The organism is Bradyrhizobium macuxiense (assembly GCF_001542415.1).
Taxonomy (GTDB): Bacteria; Pseudomonadota; Alphaproteobacteria; order Rhizobiales; family Xanthobacteraceae; genus Bradyrhizobium; species Bradyrhizobium macuxiense.
The window spans coordinates 102,654-121,220 of the sequence record NZ_LNCU01000014.1 but is presented as its reverse complement, the minus strand read 5'-3'; the positions used below and the strand labels follow the sequence as shown (position 1 = coordinate 121,220).

The 18,567-nt window shown below is 64.3% G+C and carries 13 protein-coding genes and 1 riboswitch; of the genes, 4 read left to right on the top strand and 9 right to left on the bottom strand.

What is annotated here, in order from left to right; all coding sequences use genetic code 11:
• The first annotated feature begins 302 nt into the window (after positions 1 to 302).
• Positions 303 to 1,391 (top strand): recombinase RecA, encoded by a 1,089-nt coding sequence (recA, locus tag AS156_RS03655; protein WP_066500104.1) that lies wholly within the window; start codon positions 303 to 305, stop codon positions 1,389 to 1,391.
• 99 nt (positions 1,392 to 1,490) lie between these two features.
• The gene (locus tag AS156_RS03650) at positions 1,491 to 2,471 is read left to right on the top strand and encodes a hypothetical protein (protein WP_066500102.1); all 981 of its coding nucleotides are present in this window, start codon (positions 1,491 to 1,493) and stop codon (positions 2,469 to 2,471) included.
• A gap of 5 nt (positions 2,472 to 2,476) precedes the next feature.
• On the opposite strand, the gene AS156_RS03645 is transcribed toward AS156_RS03650, so the two are convergent.
• The 4 genes from AS156_RS03645 to gcvT form a co-directional block, all read right to left on the bottom strand.
• Positions 2,477 to 2,914, bottom strand: coding sequence for an acyl-CoA thioesterase (locus tag AS156_RS03645; protein WP_066500099.1), 438 nt, complete (start codon positions 2,912 to 2,914; stop codon positions 2,477 to 2,479).
• Between the two features lie 196 nt (positions 2,915 to 3,110).
• Positions 3,111 to 5,984, bottom strand: a complete 2,874-nt coding sequence (gcvP, locus tag AS156_RS03640) for an aminomethyl-transferring glycine dehydrogenase (RefSeq protein ID WP_066500097.1) — start codon at positions 5,982 to 5,984, stop codon at positions 3,111 to 3,113.
• A 10-nt stretch (positions 5,985 to 5,994) separates the two neighbouring features.
• Positions 5,995 to 6,360, bottom strand: a complete 366-nt coding sequence (gcvH, locus tag AS156_RS03635; RefSeq protein ID WP_066500089.1) for a glycine cleavage system protein GcvH — start codon at positions 6,358 to 6,360, stop codon at positions 5,995 to 5,997.
• A gap of 16 nt (positions 6,361 to 6,376) precedes the next feature.
• Positions 6,377 to 7,522, bottom strand: a complete 1,146-nt coding sequence (gcvT, locus tag AS156_RS03630) for a glycine cleavage system aminomethyltransferase GcvT (protein ID WP_066500087.1) — start codon at positions 7,520 to 7,522, stop codon at positions 6,377 to 6,379.
• Positions 7,523 to 7,663: 141 nt separating this feature from the next.
• A riboswitch (glycine riboswitch) is annotated at positions 7,664 to 7,751 on the bottom strand.
• A 200-nt stretch (positions 7,752 to 7,951) separates the two neighbouring features.
• Here gcvT and alaS point away from each other — a divergent pair.
• Positions 7,952 to 10,624, top strand: coding sequence for an alanine--tRNA ligase (alaS, locus tag AS156_RS03625; RefSeq protein ID WP_066500174.1), 2,673 nt, complete (start codon positions 7,952 to 7,954; stop codon positions 10,622 to 10,624).
• 11 nt (positions 10,625 to 10,635) lie between these two features.
• On the opposite strand, the gene AS156_RS03620 is transcribed toward alaS, so the two are convergent.
• The 3 genes from AS156_RS03620 to AS156_RS03610 all read right to left on the bottom strand — a co-directional run bounded on the left by AS156_RS03620 (position 10,636) and on the right by AS156_RS03610 (position 14,245).
• On the bottom strand, positions 10,636 to 11,136 hold the full coding sequence (locus AS156_RS03620; protein WP_066500083.1) for a DUF3455 domain-containing protein: 501 nt from the start codon (positions 11,134 to 11,136) through the stop codon (positions 10,636 to 10,638).
• 37 nt (positions 11,137 to 11,173) lie between these two features.
• Positions 11,174 to 12,388, bottom strand: a complete 1,215-nt coding sequence (locus AS156_RS03615; protein WP_066500081.1) for an NADP-dependent isocitrate dehydrogenase — start codon at positions 12,386 to 12,388, stop codon at positions 11,174 to 11,176.
• Between the two features lie 123 nt (positions 12,389 to 12,511).
• The gene (locus tag AS156_RS03610; protein ID WP_245312534.1) at positions 12,512 to 14,245 is read right to left on the bottom strand and encodes an alpha/beta hydrolase family protein; all 1,734 of its coding nucleotides are present in this window, start codon (positions 14,243 to 14,245) and stop codon (positions 12,512 to 12,514) included.
• Between the two features lie 309 nt (positions 14,246 to 14,554).
• Here AS156_RS03610 and AS156_RS03605 point away from each other — a divergent pair, with 309 nt between their 5' ends.
• Entirely contained in the window at positions 14,555 to 15,754 is a 1,200-nt protein-coding gene (locus tag AS156_RS03605; RefSeq protein WP_066500077.1) for a TrmJ/YjtD family RNA methyltransferase, read from the top strand.
• Positions 15,755 to 16,213: 459 nt separating this feature from the next.
• Here AS156_RS03605 and AS156_RS03600 read toward each other — a convergent pair whose 3' ends face one another.
• Both AS156_RS03600 and AS156_RS03595 read right to left on the bottom strand, forming a co-directional pair.
• Positions 16,214 to 17,440, bottom strand: coding sequence for an ABC transporter substrate-binding protein (locus AS156_RS03600; RefSeq protein WP_066500171.1), 1,227 nt, complete (start codon positions 17,438 to 17,440; stop codon positions 16,214 to 16,216).
• Between the two features lie 230 nt (positions 17,441 to 17,670).
• A partial coding sequence (locus AS156_RS03595; protein WP_066500169.1) for a L,D-transpeptidase occupies positions 17,671 to 18,567 on the bottom strand: 897 nt, incomplete at its 5' end.

Sequence of the window (18,567 nt, the reverse complement as noted above, 5' to 3'; positions counted from 1 at the left end):
CCGCCAGGAACTCCGTTCTCCCTCGGAGAACTACGGCTTTGATCCATATCAAAAGTTTTGGTGGGCCAACGTTTGGTGACGGGTTGGTAGTCCTACCGAGAACGGCCTCTAAGCGATTTGGGACACTGCGAAAATCGAATTAGGACACTCGGGTCAAATACGGACAGTACCCATCCATTGGAAAGAACATATTGCGAACGTAGAACAAACGTGGTACGCAGTTCCAATCAACAGCGCATTCCACTTGGTCTTATCGCCCATTTGTCCGGCTAGCGAATCCCCGCCATAAGGAGCACATCCCAATGTCTGCCACCGCCCTGCGTATCGTCGAAGGATCCTCCATGGACAAGTCCAAGGCCCTCTCAGCCGCGCTCTCCCAGATCGAGCGCCAGTTCGGCAAGGGCTCGGTGATGAAGCTCGGCAAGAACGACCGCTCGATGGATGTCGAGACGGTGTCGTCGGGATCGCTCGGGCTCGATATCGCGCTCGGCGTCGGTGGCCTGCCGAAGGGTCGCATCGTCGAGATCTACGGACCGGAATCGTCGGGCAAGACCACGCTGGCGCTGCATACGGTGGCGGAAGGCCAGAAGAAGGGCGGCATCTGCGCCTTCATCGACGCCGAACACGCGCTCGATCCGGTCTATGCGCGCAAGCTCGGCGTCAACATCGACGAGCTGCTGATCTCGCAGCCTGATACCGGCGAGCAGGCGCTGGAAATCGCCGACACGCTGGTGCGCTCCGGCGCGGTCGACGTGCTGGTGATCGACTCGGTCGCGGCGCTGGTGCCGAAGGCCGAGCTTGAGGGCGAGATGGGCGATGCACTGCCGGGCCTGCAGGCGCGGCTGATGAGCCAGGCGCTGCGCAAGCTCACCGCCTCGATCAACAAGTCCAACACCATGGTGATCTTCATCAACCAGATCCGCATGAAGATCGGTGTGATGTACGGCTCGCCGGAAACCACCACGGGCGGCAACGCGCTGAAGTTTTACGCCTCCGTCCGCCTCGACATCCGTCGCATCGGCGCGATCAAGGAGCGCGACGAGGTCGTCGGCAACACCACCCGCGTCAAGGTGGTGAAGAACAAGCTGGCACCGCCCTTCAAGCAGGTCGAGTTCGACATCATGTACGGCGAGGGCGTCTCCAAGATGGGCGAGATCCTCGACCTCGGCGTCAAGGCCGGCCTCGTCGAGAAGTCCGGCGCCTGGTTCTCGTACGACAGCCAGCGGCTCGGTCAGGGACGCGAGAATTCGAAGGCGTTCCTGCGCGCGAACCCCGACATCACCACCAAGATCGAAGCCGCGATCCGGCAGAACTCCGGCCTGATCTCCGAGCAGATCCTCGCCGGCACGCCCGAGCGCGACGCCGACGGCGAAGAGCCGACGGAGGGGTAGACCTCAAGGCAGCAATGATTTCGCTGGAAGCGGGCGCTGAGGACGTTGAGTTGCCGACGTCCTCGGCGCCTGTTTCGTTTTGTGCGTGACGGTGAACCTATGAAGCGTCTGATAATCGCGGGTTGGCCGACCCCGGAATTCACCAAGTCGGGTTTCGCCGATCTTGCGGTCGATTTTCCGTACCGCTTCGTTTGGGGGCCGCTGCCGTCTCCAGGCGAACTCGCAGCCTATCTCGGCGCGCGCACATCCGATCTCCGTCCAGGCTTCCATTGGTCGGATTTTGCCCATCGATGGAATCAGCGCAACGAAAGCGGCAGAGACCTCAGCCTGGCGGACGCCTGCGAACAGTACGAAACAGTCGAACTTTGGTTCGACATGGACCCCAAGGCGCAGCTGCAACTGGTCTGGCTGCTCGATCATTTCCGCTTCCGTCCACAAGCCGCGACCAAGTTGAGATTGTGCCTTGTCGATGCTGAGATGATAGGGCTTCGTCCGGGTGCACTCGACGAGTGGCAACCGCCGGTCGTTGACGTTACCGAAACAGAGTTCGCAATAGCGAGCGCGGCATGGCGCGCGTATCGGGCGAAGACACCGGAAGGCTTCTTTGATCTGCTCGGTCGGGACTTGAGCGCTTTGCCGTCGCTCAAACCGGCCATGATCGATCTGCTCGCGGAACTGCCGTCTCCGTCGACAGGGCTTGGCGCCACGGAAATGCGGATGCTTGAGATGGTCGCGAGAGGATACTCGCTAACGAACGCGCTCTTCTATCTCGAGAGCTTGCGCCAGACTCGCATTTTCAACGAGAACGAACATGGTTATCTGCTTGACGGACTTGCCCACGGCCCGCGACCTGCGGTGGCAGGCCTTGATGACGAATTGCGCTCCCTTGATAGGGACAAGCCAGGGCCTCGCTTGCGCGCGTATCAGCGAAGCGAGCTGTCTCTGACGAAGTTCGGTCAGAAGGTCATCGCGCACAAGGAAGATTTCAGTCAGCACAATCCGATTAATCGCTGGTGGGGCGGCACGCACCTCACCAACGATAATCTCTGGCGTTGGGCTCCGACGCTGATCAAGCCGTAGTCAGCTCACCCCTGCGCCAGCATCTTTTCCCGGCTCGCAACCAGCGCCCGCATGTCCTCGGTCACGGCGACCGATCGATGGGTTTTCTGGTCGGTGGCGACCCAGACGATTTCGCCGGTCGCGCGAAGATCCTCGGAGCCCTTGGCGAAGATCGCGAGCGCCAGATTGATCGAGGATCGGCCGATCCGTGCGACCCGCACGCAGACATCGATATCCTCGTCGAACCGGATCGGTGCCTTGTATTCGACCACCGACTTCACGGTGTGGAAGTCGATCCCGGTCCGCGTCACCTCGCCGAGATAGTCGTAGCCGAGCGCGCGAAAATACTCGGTGATCGCCGTGTCGAAATAGGTCAGGTAGTGGGCGTTGAACACCACGGCCTGCGCGTCGACCTCGGAATAGCGGACGCGAAACGGGAAGTGAAACCAGAAGTCCTGGCGCATGAATCCTCCTGCCGCGGATGGCTCTGCCTGAACTCGTTTGCTCCGCAATCAGCCGGTACGAATGGCTGCCACGACAGGCCGTGCAGTCGGAGCAAGACGACAGGTTCTTTTCGTTGAGGAAGGCGGGTTGGGCCAGAGGCCCAACCCGTCCTTTACGTTCGGATCCCACGCGTGGCGCAGGTCCGGACTAGTGTCGCTACTCCGCGGCCTGCGCGTAATCCTCGACCGGCGGGCAGGAGCACACCAGGTTGCGATCGCCGTAGACGTTGTCGACGCGGCCGACCGGGCTCCAGTATTTGTCCATGCGCGACACGCCAGCGGGGAAGCAGCCTTCGGCGCGGGTATAGGCCCGGTTCCAGGCGTCGTCGGCGATGTCATGGACGGTGTGCGGCGCGTGGCGCAGCGGCGAGGCCTCGACCTTCCAGCGGCCTTTTTCGACTTCGGCGATCTCGTTGCGGATTGCGATCATCGCGTCGCAGAAGCGGTCGATCTCGATCTTCGATTCTGATTCCGTCGGCTCGATCATCAGCGTGCCCGCAACCGGGAAGCTCATGGTCGGCGCGTGGAAGCCGTAATCGATCAGCCGCTTGGCGATGTCGTCGACGGTGACGCCGCTGGTCGTCTTCAGCGGTCGCGGATCGACGATGCACTCATGCGCGACGCGGCCGCGCTCGTTGCGATACAGCACCGGGAAGTGCGGCTGCAGCCGCGCTGCGATGTAGTTGGCATTGAGGATCGCGATCTCGGTCGCCCGCGTCAGGCCTTCGCCGCCCATCATCAGGATGTAGATGTAGGAGATCGTCAGGATCGACGCCGAGCCGAACGGCGCGGCTGAGACCGGGCCGACCGGATGCGTGGTCGCGCCGTCGGTTACGGGATGGCCGGGCAGATAGGGCGCGAGATGCGCCTTCACGCCGATCGGGCCCATGCCGGGGCCGCCGCCGCCGTGCGGGATGCAGAAGGTCTTGTGCAGGTTGAGATGGCTGACGTCGGCGCCGTAATCACCGGGCCGGGAGAGGCCGACCTGCGCGTTCATGTTCGCGCCGTCGAGATAGACCTGTCCACCATTGATGTGGACGATGTCGCAGATCTCGCGGATATGCTCCTCGAACACGCCATGAGTCGAGGGATAGGTGATCATGACGGCGGCAAGGTTGTTCGCGTGCTTCTCGGCCTTGGCGCGGAGATCGTTGACGTCGACGTCGCCACGCGCGTCGCAGGCGACCACCACGACATCCATGCCGACCATCGCGGCCGAGGCCGGATTGGTGCCGTGCGCGGAGGAGGGGATCAGGCAGACCTTGCGGTGCGGCTCACCACGCGCGAGATGATAGCCGCGGATCGCGAGCAGGCCGGCATATTCGCCCTGCGCGCCGGAGTTCGGCTGCAGCGACACCGCGTCATAGCCGGTGATGTCGCAGAGCCACTTCTCCAGCCGCTTGAACAGCGTGTGATAGCCCTTGGCCTGGTCCGCCGGCGCGAACGGATGCAGATTGCCGAATGCCGGCCAGGTCAGCGGGATCATCTCGGTGGTGGCGTTGAGCTTCATCGTGCACGAGCCGAGCGGGATCATCGCGCGGTCGAGCGCGAGGTCGCGGTCGGAGAGCTTGCGCATGTAGCGCAATAGCTCGGTCTCGGAGCGATGTGTGTTGAACACGGGATGGGTGAGGAAGGCGCTCGTCCGCTTCAGGTCCTTCGGAAGTGCGTCACGTGCGCCGCTTTCGATCTCGGCGTAGCTGAGCTTGCCGCCGAACACGCGCCAGACGGCCTCGACGATCTCTGATGTCGTGGTCTCGTCGACGGCGATGCCCAGCGTGGTCTCGCCGATACGCAGATTGATCCGCTCCGCCAGTGCGCGGGCGATGAGCTCGTTCTGCATCGCGCCGACCTCGACGGTCACGGTGTCGAAGAAGGCTTCGCTGGCAGGCGTAAAGCCGAGCTTGCGCAGGCCCGCGGCGAGCGCGGTGGCGCGGCGATGCACAGTGCGCGCGATGTGCGTCAGGCCTTCGGGGCCGTGATAGACCGCATACATCGAGGCGATCACCGCGAGCAGCACCTGCGCGGTGCAGATGTTGGAGGTCGCCTTCTCGCGACGGATGTGCTGTTCGCGGGTCTGCAGCGCGAGCCGGTAGGCCGGCAGCCCGCGCGAGTCGACCGACAGGCCGACGATGCGGCCGGGCAGCGAGCGCTTCAGCGTGTCGCGCACCGCCATATAGCCGGCGTGCGGTCCGCCATAGCCCATCGGCACGCCGAAGCGTTGCGCCGAGCCGACGGCGATGTCGGCACCGAGCTCGCCGGGCGAGGCGAGGAGGGGCAGCGCCAGCAGGTCCGCCGCGACGATCGCGAGTGCGCCCTTTGCGCGCAACGATGCAATGGCGGGCCGGAGGTCGCGCACTGCGCCGGACGAGCCGGGATATTGCAGCAGCGCGCCCAGCACATCGGCCTTGTCGAGCTCGGTCAGGGGATCGCCGACCACCAGGGCCCAGCCCAACGGGGCGGCGCGGGTGCGCATCACCGCGAGCGTCTGCGGATGCACGTCCTTGTCGACGAAGAAGACTTTTGCCTTCACCTGCGAGTGGCGCTCGGCCAGCGCCATCGCTTCCGCCGCCGCGGTCGCCTCATCGAGCAGCGAAGCGTTGGCGACATCGAGCCCGGTGAGGTCGCAGATCATGGTCTGGAAGTTGAACAGCGCTTCCAGCCGGCCCTGGCTGATCTCCGGCTGATACGGCGTATAGGCCGTGTACCAGGCCGGGTTCTCCAGTATGTTGCGCTGGATCACCGCGGGCAGGATCGTGCCGGAGTAGCCCTGGCCGATCAGCGAGGTGAAGGTCTGGTTCTGTGCTGCGAGCTCACTCATATGCGTGAGCGCCTCGGTCTCGCTGAGCGCGCGCCCGAGATCGAGCGGCGCTTTTTGCCGGATCGACGACGGCAGCGTCTCGTCCATCAGCGCCTGCAGGCTCGAGGCGCCGACGGTTTCCAGCATCGCGTTGATGTCGCGGGGCGACGGGCCGATGTGACGGCGCACGAAATCGGTGGCGGCTTCGTTGATCGGCTTGAAGGGCGCGTTCATGGCGTGATCCTCAGGCGGTGTGTGCGGCGTAGGCGGCCTCGTCCATCAGGCCGCCGAGTTCGCTCTTGTCGGCAATCTTCAGCTTGAAGAACCAGGCCTTGCCGCCGGCATCCGAATTGACAAGCGCGGGCTCGGCCGCGAGCGCCTCGTTGACCTCGATCACCTCGCCGGTGATCGGCGCGTAGACGTCGGACGCGGCCTTCACGGATTCGACGACGGCGGCGGCCTCGGCCTTCTTCAGGTTGCGGCCGACCTTGGGCAGTTCGACGAACACGACGTCGCCGAGCTGCGATTGCGCATAGTCGGTGATACCGATGGTGGCGACGTCGCCTTCGATGCGGAGCCATTCGTGGTCGGAGGTGTACAGCGTCGTCATGGATGTCCTCTGGCGTTTAGCGTTTGTAGGTGTTGGGGACGAAGGGCGTGGCGGCGACCTTGAGCGGCAGCCGCTGGCCGCGCACTTCGGCGAAAACGGTGGTGCCGACGGCGGAAAGGGTGCTGGGCAGGTAGCCCATCGCGACAGGTGCATTGAGGCTCGGGCCGAAGCCGCCCGAGGTGACCTTGCCGATTGGGTCGCTCGATGCGGCATCGGCAAACAGCGCGGCGCCTTCGCGCACCGGCGCGCGGCCGTCCGGCCTGAGGCCGACGCGGCGGCGCGAGGCGCCTTGCGCGAACTGCGCGAGAATCTTGTCGGCGCCCGGAAAGCCGCCGGCGCGATCGCCGCCGCTGCGGCGGACCTTCTGCACCGACCATTCCAGCGCGCCCTCGACCGGCGTCGTCATGGTGTCGATGTCGTGGCCGTAAAGGCAGAGCCCGGCTTCGAGCCGCAAGCTGTCGCGCGCACCGAGCCCGATCGGCAGCACGTCGGGACTGTCGAGCAGCGCGGCAACCAGCGCCTCGGCCTTGTCTGATGGCACCGAAATCTCGAAGCCGTCCTCGCCGGTGTAGCCGGAGCGCGAGACGAAGCAGTCGATGTCGCCGACGCGGCGTGGGCCGGCATCCATGAATTTCATAGAACTGACATCTGCACAAAGCTTCTCCAGCACCGACTCGGCTTTCGGTCCCTGCAGCGCGATCAGCGCGCGGTCGGCCAGCGACACGATCTCGCAAGCGTCGGAGAGATGCGCGCGGAGGTGGGCCTCGTCCTCGACCTTGCAGGCGGCGTTGACCACAAGGAACAGATGATCGCCGAAATTCGCGACCATGAGGTCGTCGAGCAGACCGCCATCATTGTTGGTGAACTGCGCGTAGCGCTGCCGTCCCGGCGCGATACCCAGGGTGTCCTGTGGCACCAGCTTTTCCAGCGCGAGAGCCGCATCGGCGACCTTGCCGGATTTCGGCTTCAGCGCGAGCTGGCCCATATGGGAGACATCGAACAGGCCGGCATGGGAGCGGGTGTGCAGGTGCTCCTTGAGCACGCCGGCCGCATATTGCACCGGCATGTCGTAACCGGCGAACGGTACCATCTTGGCCCCGCGCGCAACATGGAGCGCATGCAGTGGGGTCTGTTTCAGCGGCGAATTTTCGGGTGCAAGCATTACAGGGCCCTCGCGGTTCCGCCGGGGACCCATTCCCCTTGAGAAACCTGCAGAAAGCCCCATCTGTCGCTGTGCCTGAGAGTATTATCCCGTCGGCGGACGCGTCCGGGCCAAGCCCGTCAGCGCCTCTTTCCAGATGTCAGACGTCACGCGGTCCTTTTGCCTGAGAGTTTCCGGGGCGGTTGCTCCTTCGGCGCCGGCAAGGCCGGTCTCTCCCGACGTGACTTAACAATAGGTAGGACAGAACCACGCCTTCGCCAAGGCTGTCAACGCGGCTCAAACTGCTGTCAACGGGCTTTGTGCTCCTGCGGCAAGCCCATGATCCGCCTGCACAGTTTCTGGACACCGCGGCTTGCAATGTCTAAAAGCGTTCGGCCGGAAATGAACGCTTTTTGTGCCTAATCCGGCCTCTTTTCCGATTGGATGAACATGAGCAGCGTCAACGACATCAGGTCGACATTTCTGAACTTCTTCAAGGAGAACGGTCACGAGATCGTGGCGTCGTCGCCGCTGGTGCCGCGCAACGACCCGACCCTGATGTTCACCAATGCCGGCATGGTGCAGTTCAAGAACGTCTTCACCGGCGTCGAGAAGCGGTCCTACCAGCGCGCCACGACGTCGCAGAAATGCGTGCGCGCCGGCGGCAAGCACAACGACCTCGACAATGTCGGCTACACCGCGCGCCATCTCACCTTCTTCGAGATGCTCGGCAACTTCTCGTTCGGCGACTATTTCAAGGAGCGTGCGATCGAGCTCGCCTGGAACCTGATCACCAAGGATTTCGGGCTGAAGAAGGACAAGCTGCTCGTCACTGTCTACCACACCGACGACGAGGCGGCCGGCTTCTGGAAGAAGATCGCGGGTTTCTCCGACGACCGCATCATCCGCATCGCGACCTCGGACAATTTCTGGGCGATGGGCGACACCGGTCCGTGCGGTCCGTGCTCCGAGATATTCATCGACCGCGGCGAGCATATCTGGGGCGGACCTCCGGGCAGCCCGGAGGAGGACGGCGATCGCTTCCTCGAATTCTGGAACCTGGTCTTCATGCAGTACGAGCAGGTGACGAGGGAGGAGCGCGTCGCGTTGCCGCGTCCCTCGATCGACACCGGCATGGGACTGGAGCGCATGGCCTCCATCCTGCAGGGCGTCGAGAGCGTCTTCGAGACCGATCTGTTCCGTCACCTGATAGATGCCGCTTCATCCGCGCTTGGACACGGGCCGAACGAGAAGACCGTGGCGTCGTACCGCGTCATCGCGGACCATCTGCGCTCGTCGGCCTTCCTGGTCGCCGACGGCGTGCTGCCGTCGAACGAAGGTCGCGGCTATGTGCTGCGCCGGATCATGCGTCGTGCGATGCGCCATGCGCAGCTGCTCGGCGCGCAGGAGCCGTTGATGCATCGCCTGGTCTGGGCCTTGGTTCGCGAGATGGGCCAGGCCTATCCCGATCTGGTGCGCGCGGAGAACTTGATCGAAGAGACGCTGCGGCTGGAAGAGACGCGCTTCCGCAAGACGCTGGTGCGCGGCCTGTCGATCCTCGACGAGAAGAGCGCCGGCCTCAAGAAGGGCGACATGTTTGACGGCGACACCGCCTTCACGCTGTACGACACCTACGGCTTCCCGCTGGATCTCACGCAGGACGCGCTAAAGTCGCGCGGCATCAGTGTCGACCAGGCGGCGTTCACCGATGCGATGAACCGGCAGCGCGAGAAGGCGCGGGCGTCCTGGGCCGGCTCGGGCGAAGCGGCGACCGAAAGCGTTTGGTTCCCGCTGCGCGAGAAGCTCGGCGCGACCGAATTCCTCGGCTACGAGACCGAGAGCACGGAAGGCGTGGTGACCGCGCTGCTCAAGGATGGTGCGGAGGTCGAGAGCCTCAAGGCAGGCGAGACCGGTGCCATCGTGCTGAACCAGACCCCGTTCTACGCGGAGTCCGGCGGCCAGGTCGGGGACATCGGCGTGCTGACCGGCGAGGGCGTCACGTTCCGCGTCACCGATACGCAGAAGAAGGCTGGCGATCTCTTCGTCCATCTCGGGATGGTGGAGCAGGGTACGCTGAAGGCGGGCACCGCGTTGCAGCTCGAGGTCGACCATGCGAGACGCTCGTCGATCCGTGCCAACCATTCGGCGACGCATCTGTTGCATGAGGCGCTGCGCCAGGTGCTCGGCGATCACATCGCGCAGCGCGGCTCGCTGGTCGCACCGGACCGGCTGCGCTTCGACTTCGTGCACCCGAAGCCGATCACGGCAGAAGAGCTGGCGCGTGTCGAGGACATCGCCAACGACGTCGTGCTGGAGAATGACGAGGTCACTACCCGCATCATGGCGGTCGATGACGCCCGCGAGGCCGGTGCCCGCGCGCTGTTCGGCGAGAAGTACGGCGACGAGGTTCGCGTCGTTTCGATGGGCAAGAGCGCCCGCGAGCACGGCCAGAACGCACTCGGCTGGTCGGTCGAGCTCTGCGGCGGCACCCATGTTCGCCGCACCGGCGACATCGGCTTGATCTCGGTGACCAGCGAGAGCGCGGTCGCCTCGGGCGTGCGCCGCATCGAGGCGCTGACCGGGCGTCATGCGCGCAAGCATGCCAACGACACCATGGCGCTGGCCAAGACCGCGGCGAACGAGCTGCGCACCACCATCGAGGACGTGCCGGCGCGTATTGCCGCACTGGTGGAGGAGCGCAAGAAGCTCGAGCGCGACCTGTCGGATGCCCGCAAGAAGCTCGCGATGGGCGGCGGCGCTGCGTCGAACGGCGCAGGCGCCGGCGTTCGCGAGGTCGGCAACGTCAGGCTGCTCGCGCGCGCGGTCGAGGGGGTCGAGACCAAGGACCTCAAGAGCCTGGTCGACGACGGCAAGAAGCAGATCGGCTCCGGCGTGGTCGCGATCGTCGGCGTCACCGAGGACGGTAAGGCCGGCATCGTGGTCGGTGTCACCGCCGATCTGACCTCGCGCTTCAACGCGGTCGAGCTGGTGCGCAAGGGCTCGGAAGCCCTCGGCGGCAAGGGCGGCGGCGGCCGGCCCGACATGGCGCAGGCCGGTGGCCCCGACGGCGCCAAGGCAAATGCGGCGCTCTCCGCGATCGAGCAGGCGATGGCCGGCGCCTGACGGCGCAGGCCTCAGTCCCTGCGCAGGAACACGTAGTCCGCGGAATATGGCGCGCTTCTCAGCGTGCCGGCCTTGTCGCAGGCGCCGGCGAGCTCGCCGCCGGACGTATTGATCCGCTGCACGGTGTCGGCGCCCGCGAGCGCGCCGTTGCCGCGGTGGGAAATCACATCAAGCTTCAGCCAGGGAATGTCGGCGTCGGTAGCACCGGGTGCGCTGCCGGCGGTGCGGGCGGTCACGGCGCTGCCGTCGACATGCTCCCAGTTCGGGCCCGCATAATGCCGGCCGACCGTCCGGCCGCCAGCGACCAGCGTCGCGATCGGCTCGCGGAACGACCAGGCGAGCTTACCGTCGGTGACCGGCTTGCACTCGTAAACCTGCGCGCCCTCGGCGTGGACGGAGAGGACGACGGTCTCGCCCGGAGCCGCGACGGCCTCGGGAAGGGGATCGGCGGCGAACGCAGCCGATCCGGTCAATAGCAACGCCGCGAGCGTCACGCCTTTGAGAAGGATCATGATGACGCTCGCTGCTGTGATCCGGTAACGGCGGCCTTTAGGCCGCCATCGCCTTCACGAGGTTGTCGGAGACCTTGTCGAGGAATCCGGTGGTCGAGAGCCAGCGCTGGTCGGCGCCGACCAGGAGCGCGAGGTCCTTGGTCATGTAGCCGTCCTCGACGGTCGAGACGCAGACCTTCTCCAGGGTCGCGGCGAACTTCGCCAGCTCCGGGTTGTTGTCGAGCTTGGCGCGATGAGCGAGGCCACGGGTCCAGGCGAAGATCGACGCGATCGAGTTGGTCGAGGTCTCCTTGCCTTTCTGGTGCTCGCGGTAGTGGCGGGTCACCGTGCCGTGGGCGGCTTCGGCTTCCACCGTCTTGCCGTCGGGGGTCAGCAGCACCGAGGTCATCAGGCCGAGCGAGCCGTAGCCCTGCGCCACGGTGTCGGACTGCACGTCGCCGTCGTAGTTCTTGCAGGCCCAGACATAGCCGCCGGACCACTTCAGCGCCGAGGCCACCATGTCGTCGATCAGGCGGTGCTCGTAGGTCAGGCCCTTGGCGTCGAATTCCTTCTTGAATTCGCGGTCGAAGACGTCCTGGAAGATGTCCTTGAAGCGGCCGTCATAGACCTTGAGGATGGTGTTCTTGGTCGACAGATACACTGGATAGTTGCGCATCAGGCCGTAGTTGAACGATGCGCGGGCGAAGTCGATGATGGAATCGTCGAGATTGTACATCTGCATCGCGACGCCGGCGCCGGGCGTCTTGAACACTTCCTTCTCGATCACGGTGCCGTCCTCGCCGACGAATTTCATCGTCAGGACGCCCTTGCCCGGGAACTTGATGTCGGTGGCGCGGTACTGGTCGCCGTAGGCGTGGCGACCGATGATGATCGGCTTGGACCAGCCGGGAACCAGGCGCGGCACGTTCTTGCAGATGATCGGCTCGCGGAAGATGCAGCCGCCGAGGATGTTGCGGATGGTGCCGTTCGGCGACTTCCACATCTCCTTCAGGCCGAATTCCTTAACCCGGGCCTCGTCGGGGGTGATGGTGGCGCACTTGACGCCGACGCCGACCTTCTTGATGGCGTTGGCGGCGTCGATGGTCACCTGGTCATTGGTGGCGTCGCGGTGTTCCATCCCCAGGTCGAAATAGAGCAGTTCGACATCCAGGAACGGGTTGATCAGCTTGTCCTTGATGTACTGCCAGATGATCCGGGTCATCTCGTCGCCATCGAGTTCGACGACGGGGTTGGACACCTTGATTTTTGCCATGACGGAGAGGCCCTCTTGAGAACAGCGCGCTTTTGACGGCGGGGTGGAATACGGCTGCGCTATAGCACCGCCCGGGGGCGGGCGGAAGCGGAGCGGTTATGCAGTTTAAGCCCATCTTTTGGCCTAAAACGCCGCCTGCGTCGCCGTGCCCGCCACCACGTACCAGGTCACGAACAGGCCCGCGATCAGGGCGCCCGGCAGGCTCGATCCGGTCCGCCGCCAGGTGAAGGTCGCGATCACCGCCACGATCGCCAATAGCGGCACGAACTGGATCGCGACGATGGTCGAGAGCGGCACGAAGCCGGGGTCCGGGAGCGGGTTGAACAGGGTCCCGGTCAGCCACAGCGTGCCGTATTGCAGCACCAGCAGCACGATGAAGCCGAGCGTCAGCGCGAGGATATTGGTGAAATAGAGCGCACCGCGCGGGGCGTCCATGGTCGAGAAATTCCGGTGCAGGACGTGCAGCGCCACGACGAAAAACGCCGTGAACGGAATCAGATAGATCAGGAAGATGAGGAATTGCTTCGCGCTCATCAACTTCAGCGCGACGATCCAGAACCGGAAGTCGATCTTGAAAGCGAGGTCGGCGAGCCACAGCGCCGCATAGCCGACCGCGACCGAGGCGAGCGCGATCACCACGGACTGGCCGATCAGCCCGGCGCGGCTGGAGCGCTTCGGTGCGAGCCGTATCAAGGCGAGCGTGATCAGGCCGTTGATGATGGCCCAGACCAGGATCTGGTTGGTGATGCCCTGCGGCAGGACCATCGATGGGGGCACCACGGTGCCGCCCAGCGCGAAAGCCGGATAATAGGTCAGCGCTGGCAGGAAGGCGGTCAGGATAAAGGCGCCGGTCCAGCGCCGGCCGGTCGCGGTATGGTGCGGCGGCATCGTGCCGTCGGCGACCGCGGGCAGCCGCAGCCGGGAAAATATCGGCGCTTCCAGCAGGCCGTCGAAGGTGCCGAGCACGAGCGCGACGAAGCCGATCAGCGCAATCAGCGTGCCGATCTCCTTGCGGAACCAGATCTGGTCATCGACCGGACGCGGTGTGCCGCCCTTCAGCGTCCGGGCGAACCAGTCGAGGCTGTAGCCGATCGCCTCATCCGAGATGTGTTCGGCCGGATGCGTCATGGCCGGCGTGTAGAGTACCCGCGCTGTGCCAGCGGCCGGATCGCCATAGACCTTGCCCGGTTCGACCGGACCCTGCGTGCCGAACAGTGCCTGGAGCTTCGGGCTGTTGGCGACGTCGCGGGCGAGCTCGACGCCCCACATCAGGGTGGGGAATTCTTCGTACTTGGCGAACACAAGCGCCATGTTGCGCGGCCAGCTCGGGGTGCCTTCGGCGGCAAACGGCTGGCCGGTCGAGGATCCCTCGAGCACCATCGACTTGTAGTCGTTGGGCATGGCGGTGGCCGCCGCCAGCACGGTCCAGCCGCCCATCGAATGGCCCTCGAGCCCGATATTCTCCTTGTCGACGATTTGGAGGCTGCGGAGGTAGGCGAGACCGTCAGGTCCGCCGAAGCCGTTGGCGAAGGAGGGCGGGTCGCTGTAGCCGTGGCCGGTCTGGTCGAGCGCCAGCACGACATAGCCGCGGCGGGCGAACTCGATCGCGAACCCGTCCTGGGTCTCGCGCGAATTGATGTAGCCGTGGACGGCGAGGATGCCGGGTGCCGGAATCTGTGGCGTGGCGTTCGGCGGGATGTAGAGCAGGGCGCTCATGGTGTTGCCCTTGGCGCCCTTGAATCTGACATCCTCGATCCGGATGCCGCCGGCAGTCTGGGTGAAGTGGGCGAGCAGCCCGCCCGCCACGATCAGGACGATCCCCAGGATCGCCAGTGTCCATCTGCCCCGCATTGTCATTGCCCCTCGTTTCCCCTTGGCGCTCGGCTGTTAAAGCGGCATCTGAAGCCCCGCTTTACAGCTTCGCTTTGATTGTGGTTGATAGCCTATCCGAAGGCGAAGCGCGCGCAAGGCGCGGTTCCGCAGCAGCGTGGCCGGGATTCCGATTGAGGATTCGCAAACGCCGCTAACCCTGTTATCTCCCTGGAGAAAACGGTCTTGAGCGAAGCCGGTGCAAAGCTGGTCGCGAGCCCCGGCGCGAGGTGTTGAATCAGCCTGTTCGGAAACTGATTCAAAATCTTCAGACGTTGAATCAGAAAGTGAAGTGAGATGTCCGGCACCGACAAGACCAAGGCAGGGCATGACCTTGCCGGTCCCGTCGTCATCCTGGTCGAGCCGCAGCTCGGCGAGAACATCGGCATGGCCGCACGCGCGATGGGCAATTTCGCGCTGAGCAGGCTTCGCCTGGTCAAGCCGCGCGACGGCTGGCCGAACGTCGCAGCGCAACGCGCGGCCGCCGGCGCCGACCACATCATCGGGAACGTCGAGCTGTTCGACACCGTCGAGCAGGCGATCGCCGATCTCACGCTGGTGTTCGCGACCACTGCGCGTGCCCACGATCAGGCCAAGCCGGTGGTCGGGCCCGAAACTGCGGCAGCCGAGATCGTCGGCCATGTCGGGCGCGGTGGCGGCGCCGGCATCCTGTTCGGGCGGGAGCGCTCGGGCCTGACCAACGAGGAGGTCGCGCTCGCCAACCGCATCATCACCTTCCCGGTCAATCCGGGCTTTGCCTCGCTCAACCTGGCGCAAGCGGTGCTGCTGATCGGCTATGAATGGTTCAAGCTCTCGACCGCGGGTGCGCTGCCCTTCGCGATGCCGGAGAGGTCCGAGCCGGCCTCCCAACATCAGATCCAGGCCTTCTTCGACAACCTCGTGGCCGAGCTCGACAAGGTTGAGTTCCTGCGCCCCGCCGAGAAGCGCGACACCATGCTGGTGAACCTGCGCAACATCTTCACCCGGATGGACCCGACCAAGCAGGACATGCACACGCTGCATGGGGTGGTGATGGCGATCGCCGAGGGGCGGAAGGGCCCGGCCAAGGGCGGCGTGCTCGACGGCGCCCAGGCCACGCGGTTGCGGGCGCTGCTGGCCGAGCAGGGGCAGGGCGGCGCGACCGCCGACAACAGCAGCACCGTCCGCGGGCTGGCGCGGCTGCTCCGCCGCAACCCGACCGACGCCGAGCGGATCCTGTGGCAGTCGCTGACCAAGGATCGCCGCTTCGCCGGCCAGTTCAAGCGCCAGACCCCGGTCGGCCGCCACATCCCGGACTTCGTCTCCTTCGTGCACCGGATCGCGATCGAGCTCGTCAATCCGCACGAGAGCGACGCCATCGCCGCCGACCGCGCCAAGCGCCGCGCCTGGCTCGAAGAGCGGGATTATCGGGTGGTGGACGTGCAGGCCGCCGATGTCGAGCGCGATCTCGAGGGTGAGCTGGCGCGGCTGGAGGCGGGGCTTCAGCAAGGGCGGTGAGGTTTCGCCGCTACTCGGTCAACTTCATGGGATCGTACTTGAGTGCGCGCCCTCTCCATACGTCGTCCCGGCGAAAGCCGGGACCACAGGGTTGTGTTGTCGATGCAAGCTGTGGCCCCAGCGTCGTGAAGCAATTCGCATTCGTGGTTATGGGTCCCGGGTCAAGCCCGGGACGACGTGGGGATGGGTTCGGACTTAACTGTCAAACAGCCTGCTCGGTGTCGTCGCCCGGCTCGATGTTTAGACCGGAAACATAGCTGACACCTGTTCCGACACATCACTGACAGGTTTGCTGGACACAAGGGCGCAGGGAAAGCCGGGCGCCGATCGCACCCATGGGCCCCGAGCAATGGGTAGAAAGCTCGGGGGCAGGACCACAGGTGTAACCGGAGCAATCCGGCCATGACTGCATTCCGGGTTCTCGCCAGCGGCGAGACCCGGAATGACGATGGAGGAATATCAAGCCTTCGAAATGCCACCGTCGATCACCGGTCCCAACGTCTCGTAGCGCTGGCCGCTGAAGCGCACGAGTTGCAATTGCTCGAGCGGATAATAGTCGGTCGGCGAGGTGTTGACGCGGATGCCGGGAAGCAGGAGGTCGGATTCGAAATCCTTCAAATTCGCCGCCTGCTTGATGATGTTGGCGGACGAGACGTCGTCACCGCACTGCCTGAGCACCTGAACCATGACCTGGCTGACAATATAGGCGGTGGTGGCATAGATGTCGTTCTTGGCAGCCGCGGGATCGTATTTGTCGAGGAAGGCCCGCCAGGTCTGGATCGCGGGATCGCTGTCCCAGGCGGCGTCGACCGGATCCTTCATGTAGGCGCTCGAGATGATGCCCTTGGAAATCTCGAAGCCCGCGGCCTTCAGCGTCGAGCCTGCCGAGGACGCGTTGTTGCCGATGTAGTGCGCAGGCTGCCAGTCCAGCTCGGCAACCTTCTTGATGCCTTGTGCCGCAAATTTCGGCGTGGTCATGCTCATGAACACGTTGGCGCCGGCGGATTTGCATCGCACCACCTGGCTGTCGATCGTCGGATCCGCCGTTTCGTACGACAGCTCCGCGACGATTGCCGACGTCTTGGCGCCGAGACCGTCCTTGAAGCCCTTCAGCACGTCGCGTCCGAAGTCGTCATTCTGATAGACAATGCCGATCCTGGCATCGGGCTGGGTCGAGAGGACGTGCTTTGCGAATGTGCGTCCCTCGATCTGATAGCAGGGCATGAAGCCCATCGTGTACGGGAAGTTCTTGTAGTCGCCGAACTTGGTCGCGCCCGAGGCGATGAAGAGCTGCGGCACCTTCTTGATGTTCATGTATTTCATGATCGCCGCATTGGTCGGCGCACCGAGCGGAGAAAACAGCACGTCGATCTCGTCACCTTCGACGAGCTTGCGCGCCTGCTCGACGGTCTTCGCCGGGCTGTAGGCGTCGTCATAGGTGATGTACTTGATCATGCGGCCGTTGATGCCGCCCTGATCGTTGATCATCTTGAAATATCCGCCGGGCGTGCGGCCGATCGCCGAATAGACCGCAGCAGGTCCCGAGTAGGCGTCGATATTACCGATGACGATCTCTTTCTTGCTTTGGGCGATAGCGGGTTTGCCCAGGAGGACCGTGGCAGTGGTGGCGGCAGCACCTTTCAGGAGACTGCGGCGGGTCGGCTCGGGCGAACGATGCTTCCTCATTGCGTTCCTCTTCTTTCTCTTGTTGGCCGTCGGGCGGTCGTTGATGGCCGACCTTCCGGCAGTTGCATGGATCAATACACCGGGCAGTGGCCTGCCGGTCATGCCAGCTCCATGACATCGCGTTGATGCCGCTGCGCGGGAATCTCAGTATTCAGTGAGCGCAAGGCGAGGGCAAGAGGCCGTCGCGCCTCGAGGGGAGATTCGATCGAACGTCGCAGCAGACAGCTCGGTCAATTCCTGGACGCGGAATCACGTCCGGCCGGTGAATCCACGAAGATCACCGGCGTGCCGCGCTTGACGCCGGCAGCCAGCGCATGCGCATCCCAATTGGTCAACCGCACGCAGCCATGCGAAGCGGCCTTGCTGATCTTGCTGGGATCTGCGGTGCCGTGAATGCCGTAGCCCTCTGCCGAAAGGTTGATCCACATCGAGCCGACCGGATTGTTCGGACCTGGCCTGATCGTAAAGGGCCTTTTCGATTTGACGCCCTTGAAGTGGTATTTGGGATTGTAGCGATAGGTCGGGTTCTTGTTGATCGCCGTCACTTTAAGCGTTCCGCTCGGCGTGGGCTTTTCCGAACTGCCGACCGTTGCGGGATAGAACGCGAGCAGCTTTCCCGCTGCGTCGAACGCCTTGACCGTCTGCCGCGTCTTGTCCACCTCGACGTGCGCAACCGGCGCCGGATTTCCCGTTTGGAGAACGTTGGCAACCGCGATCGTTTCACCAGCCTTGTCGAACTTCTTTCCGGGATTGATCGCCTGAAGCAACTCCTGACTCATGTGAAATTTCTCGGCGAGTGCTTGCCGGGGACTGGTGTAGCTCAGGGCCGGCAGGTGCTTCATGTTCTCCATTTTCGCCGGCAGCTTCTTCAGGAACGGTCCTTTCACATCAGCCGCTGCGATCTCGTAGTTGACGATCGCAGGACCGTCGCTGGTGGCGGCGAGCTTGTCCCAGAGATCCGTCGTGACGCCCTTGTCGAACGGCACTCCATTCGCTTCGGCAAAGGCGGCCAGCGCTTTCTGCGCATTCTCGCCCAGCTTGCCGTCGATCTCGCCGGGGGAAAAATGCGCGCGATCGAGCAGAATCTCGAGCTTGGCAATGGCGGCGCTGATCTGCTCATGGCGGGG

What these genes read in the sequence shown, in the direction of transcription:
- AS156_RS03610 (WP_245312534.1), bottom strand. Translation starts at nt 14,245, where the DNA reads ATGACAATGCGGGGCAGATGGACACTGGCGATCCTGGGGATCGTCCTG.
- gcvP (WP_066500097.1), bottom strand. Translation starts at nt 5,984, where the DNA reads ATGAACGCGCCCTTCAAGCCGATCAACGAAGCCGCCACCGATTTCGTG.
- AS156_RS03620 (WP_066500083.1), bottom strand. Translation starts at nt 11,136, where the DNA reads ATGATCCTTCTCAAAGGCGTGACGCTCGCGGCGTTGCTATTGACCGGA.
- AS156_RS03605 (WP_066500077.1), top strand. Translation starts at nt 14,555, where the DNA reads ATGTCCGGCACCGACAAGACCAAGGCAGGGCATGACCTTGCCGGTCCC.
- recA (WP_066500104.1), top strand. Translation starts at nt 303, where the DNA reads ATGTCTGCCACCGCCCTGCGTATCGTCGAAGGATCCTCCATGGACAAG.
- AS156_RS03600 (WP_066500171.1), bottom strand. Translation starts at nt 17,440, where the DNA reads ATGAGGAAGCATCGTTCGCCCGAGCCGACCCGCCGCAGTCTCCTGAAA.
- AS156_RS03650 (WP_066500102.1), top strand. Translation starts at nt 1,491, where the DNA reads ATGAAGCGTCTGATAATCGCGGGTTGGCCGACCCCGGAATTCACCAAG.
- AS156_RS03645 (WP_066500099.1), bottom strand. Translation starts at nt 2,914, where the DNA reads ATGCGCCAGGACTTCTGGTTTCACTTCCCGTTTCGCGTCCGCTATTCC.
- gcvH (WP_066500089.1), bottom strand. Translation starts at nt 6,360, where the DNA reads ATGACGACGCTGTACACCTCCGACCACGAATGGCTCCGCATCGAAGGC.
- AS156_RS03615 (WP_066500081.1), bottom strand. Translation starts at nt 12,388, where the DNA reads ATGGCAAAAATCAAGGTGTCCAACCCCGTCGTCGAACTCGATGGCGAC.
- alaS (WP_066500174.1), top strand. Translation starts at nt 7,952, where the DNA reads ATGAGCAGCGTCAACGACATCAGGTCGACATTTCTGAACTTCTTCAAG.
- gcvT (WP_066500087.1), bottom strand. Translation starts at nt 7,522, where the DNA reads ATGCTTGCACCCGAAAATTCGCCGCTGAAACAGACCCCACTGCATGCG.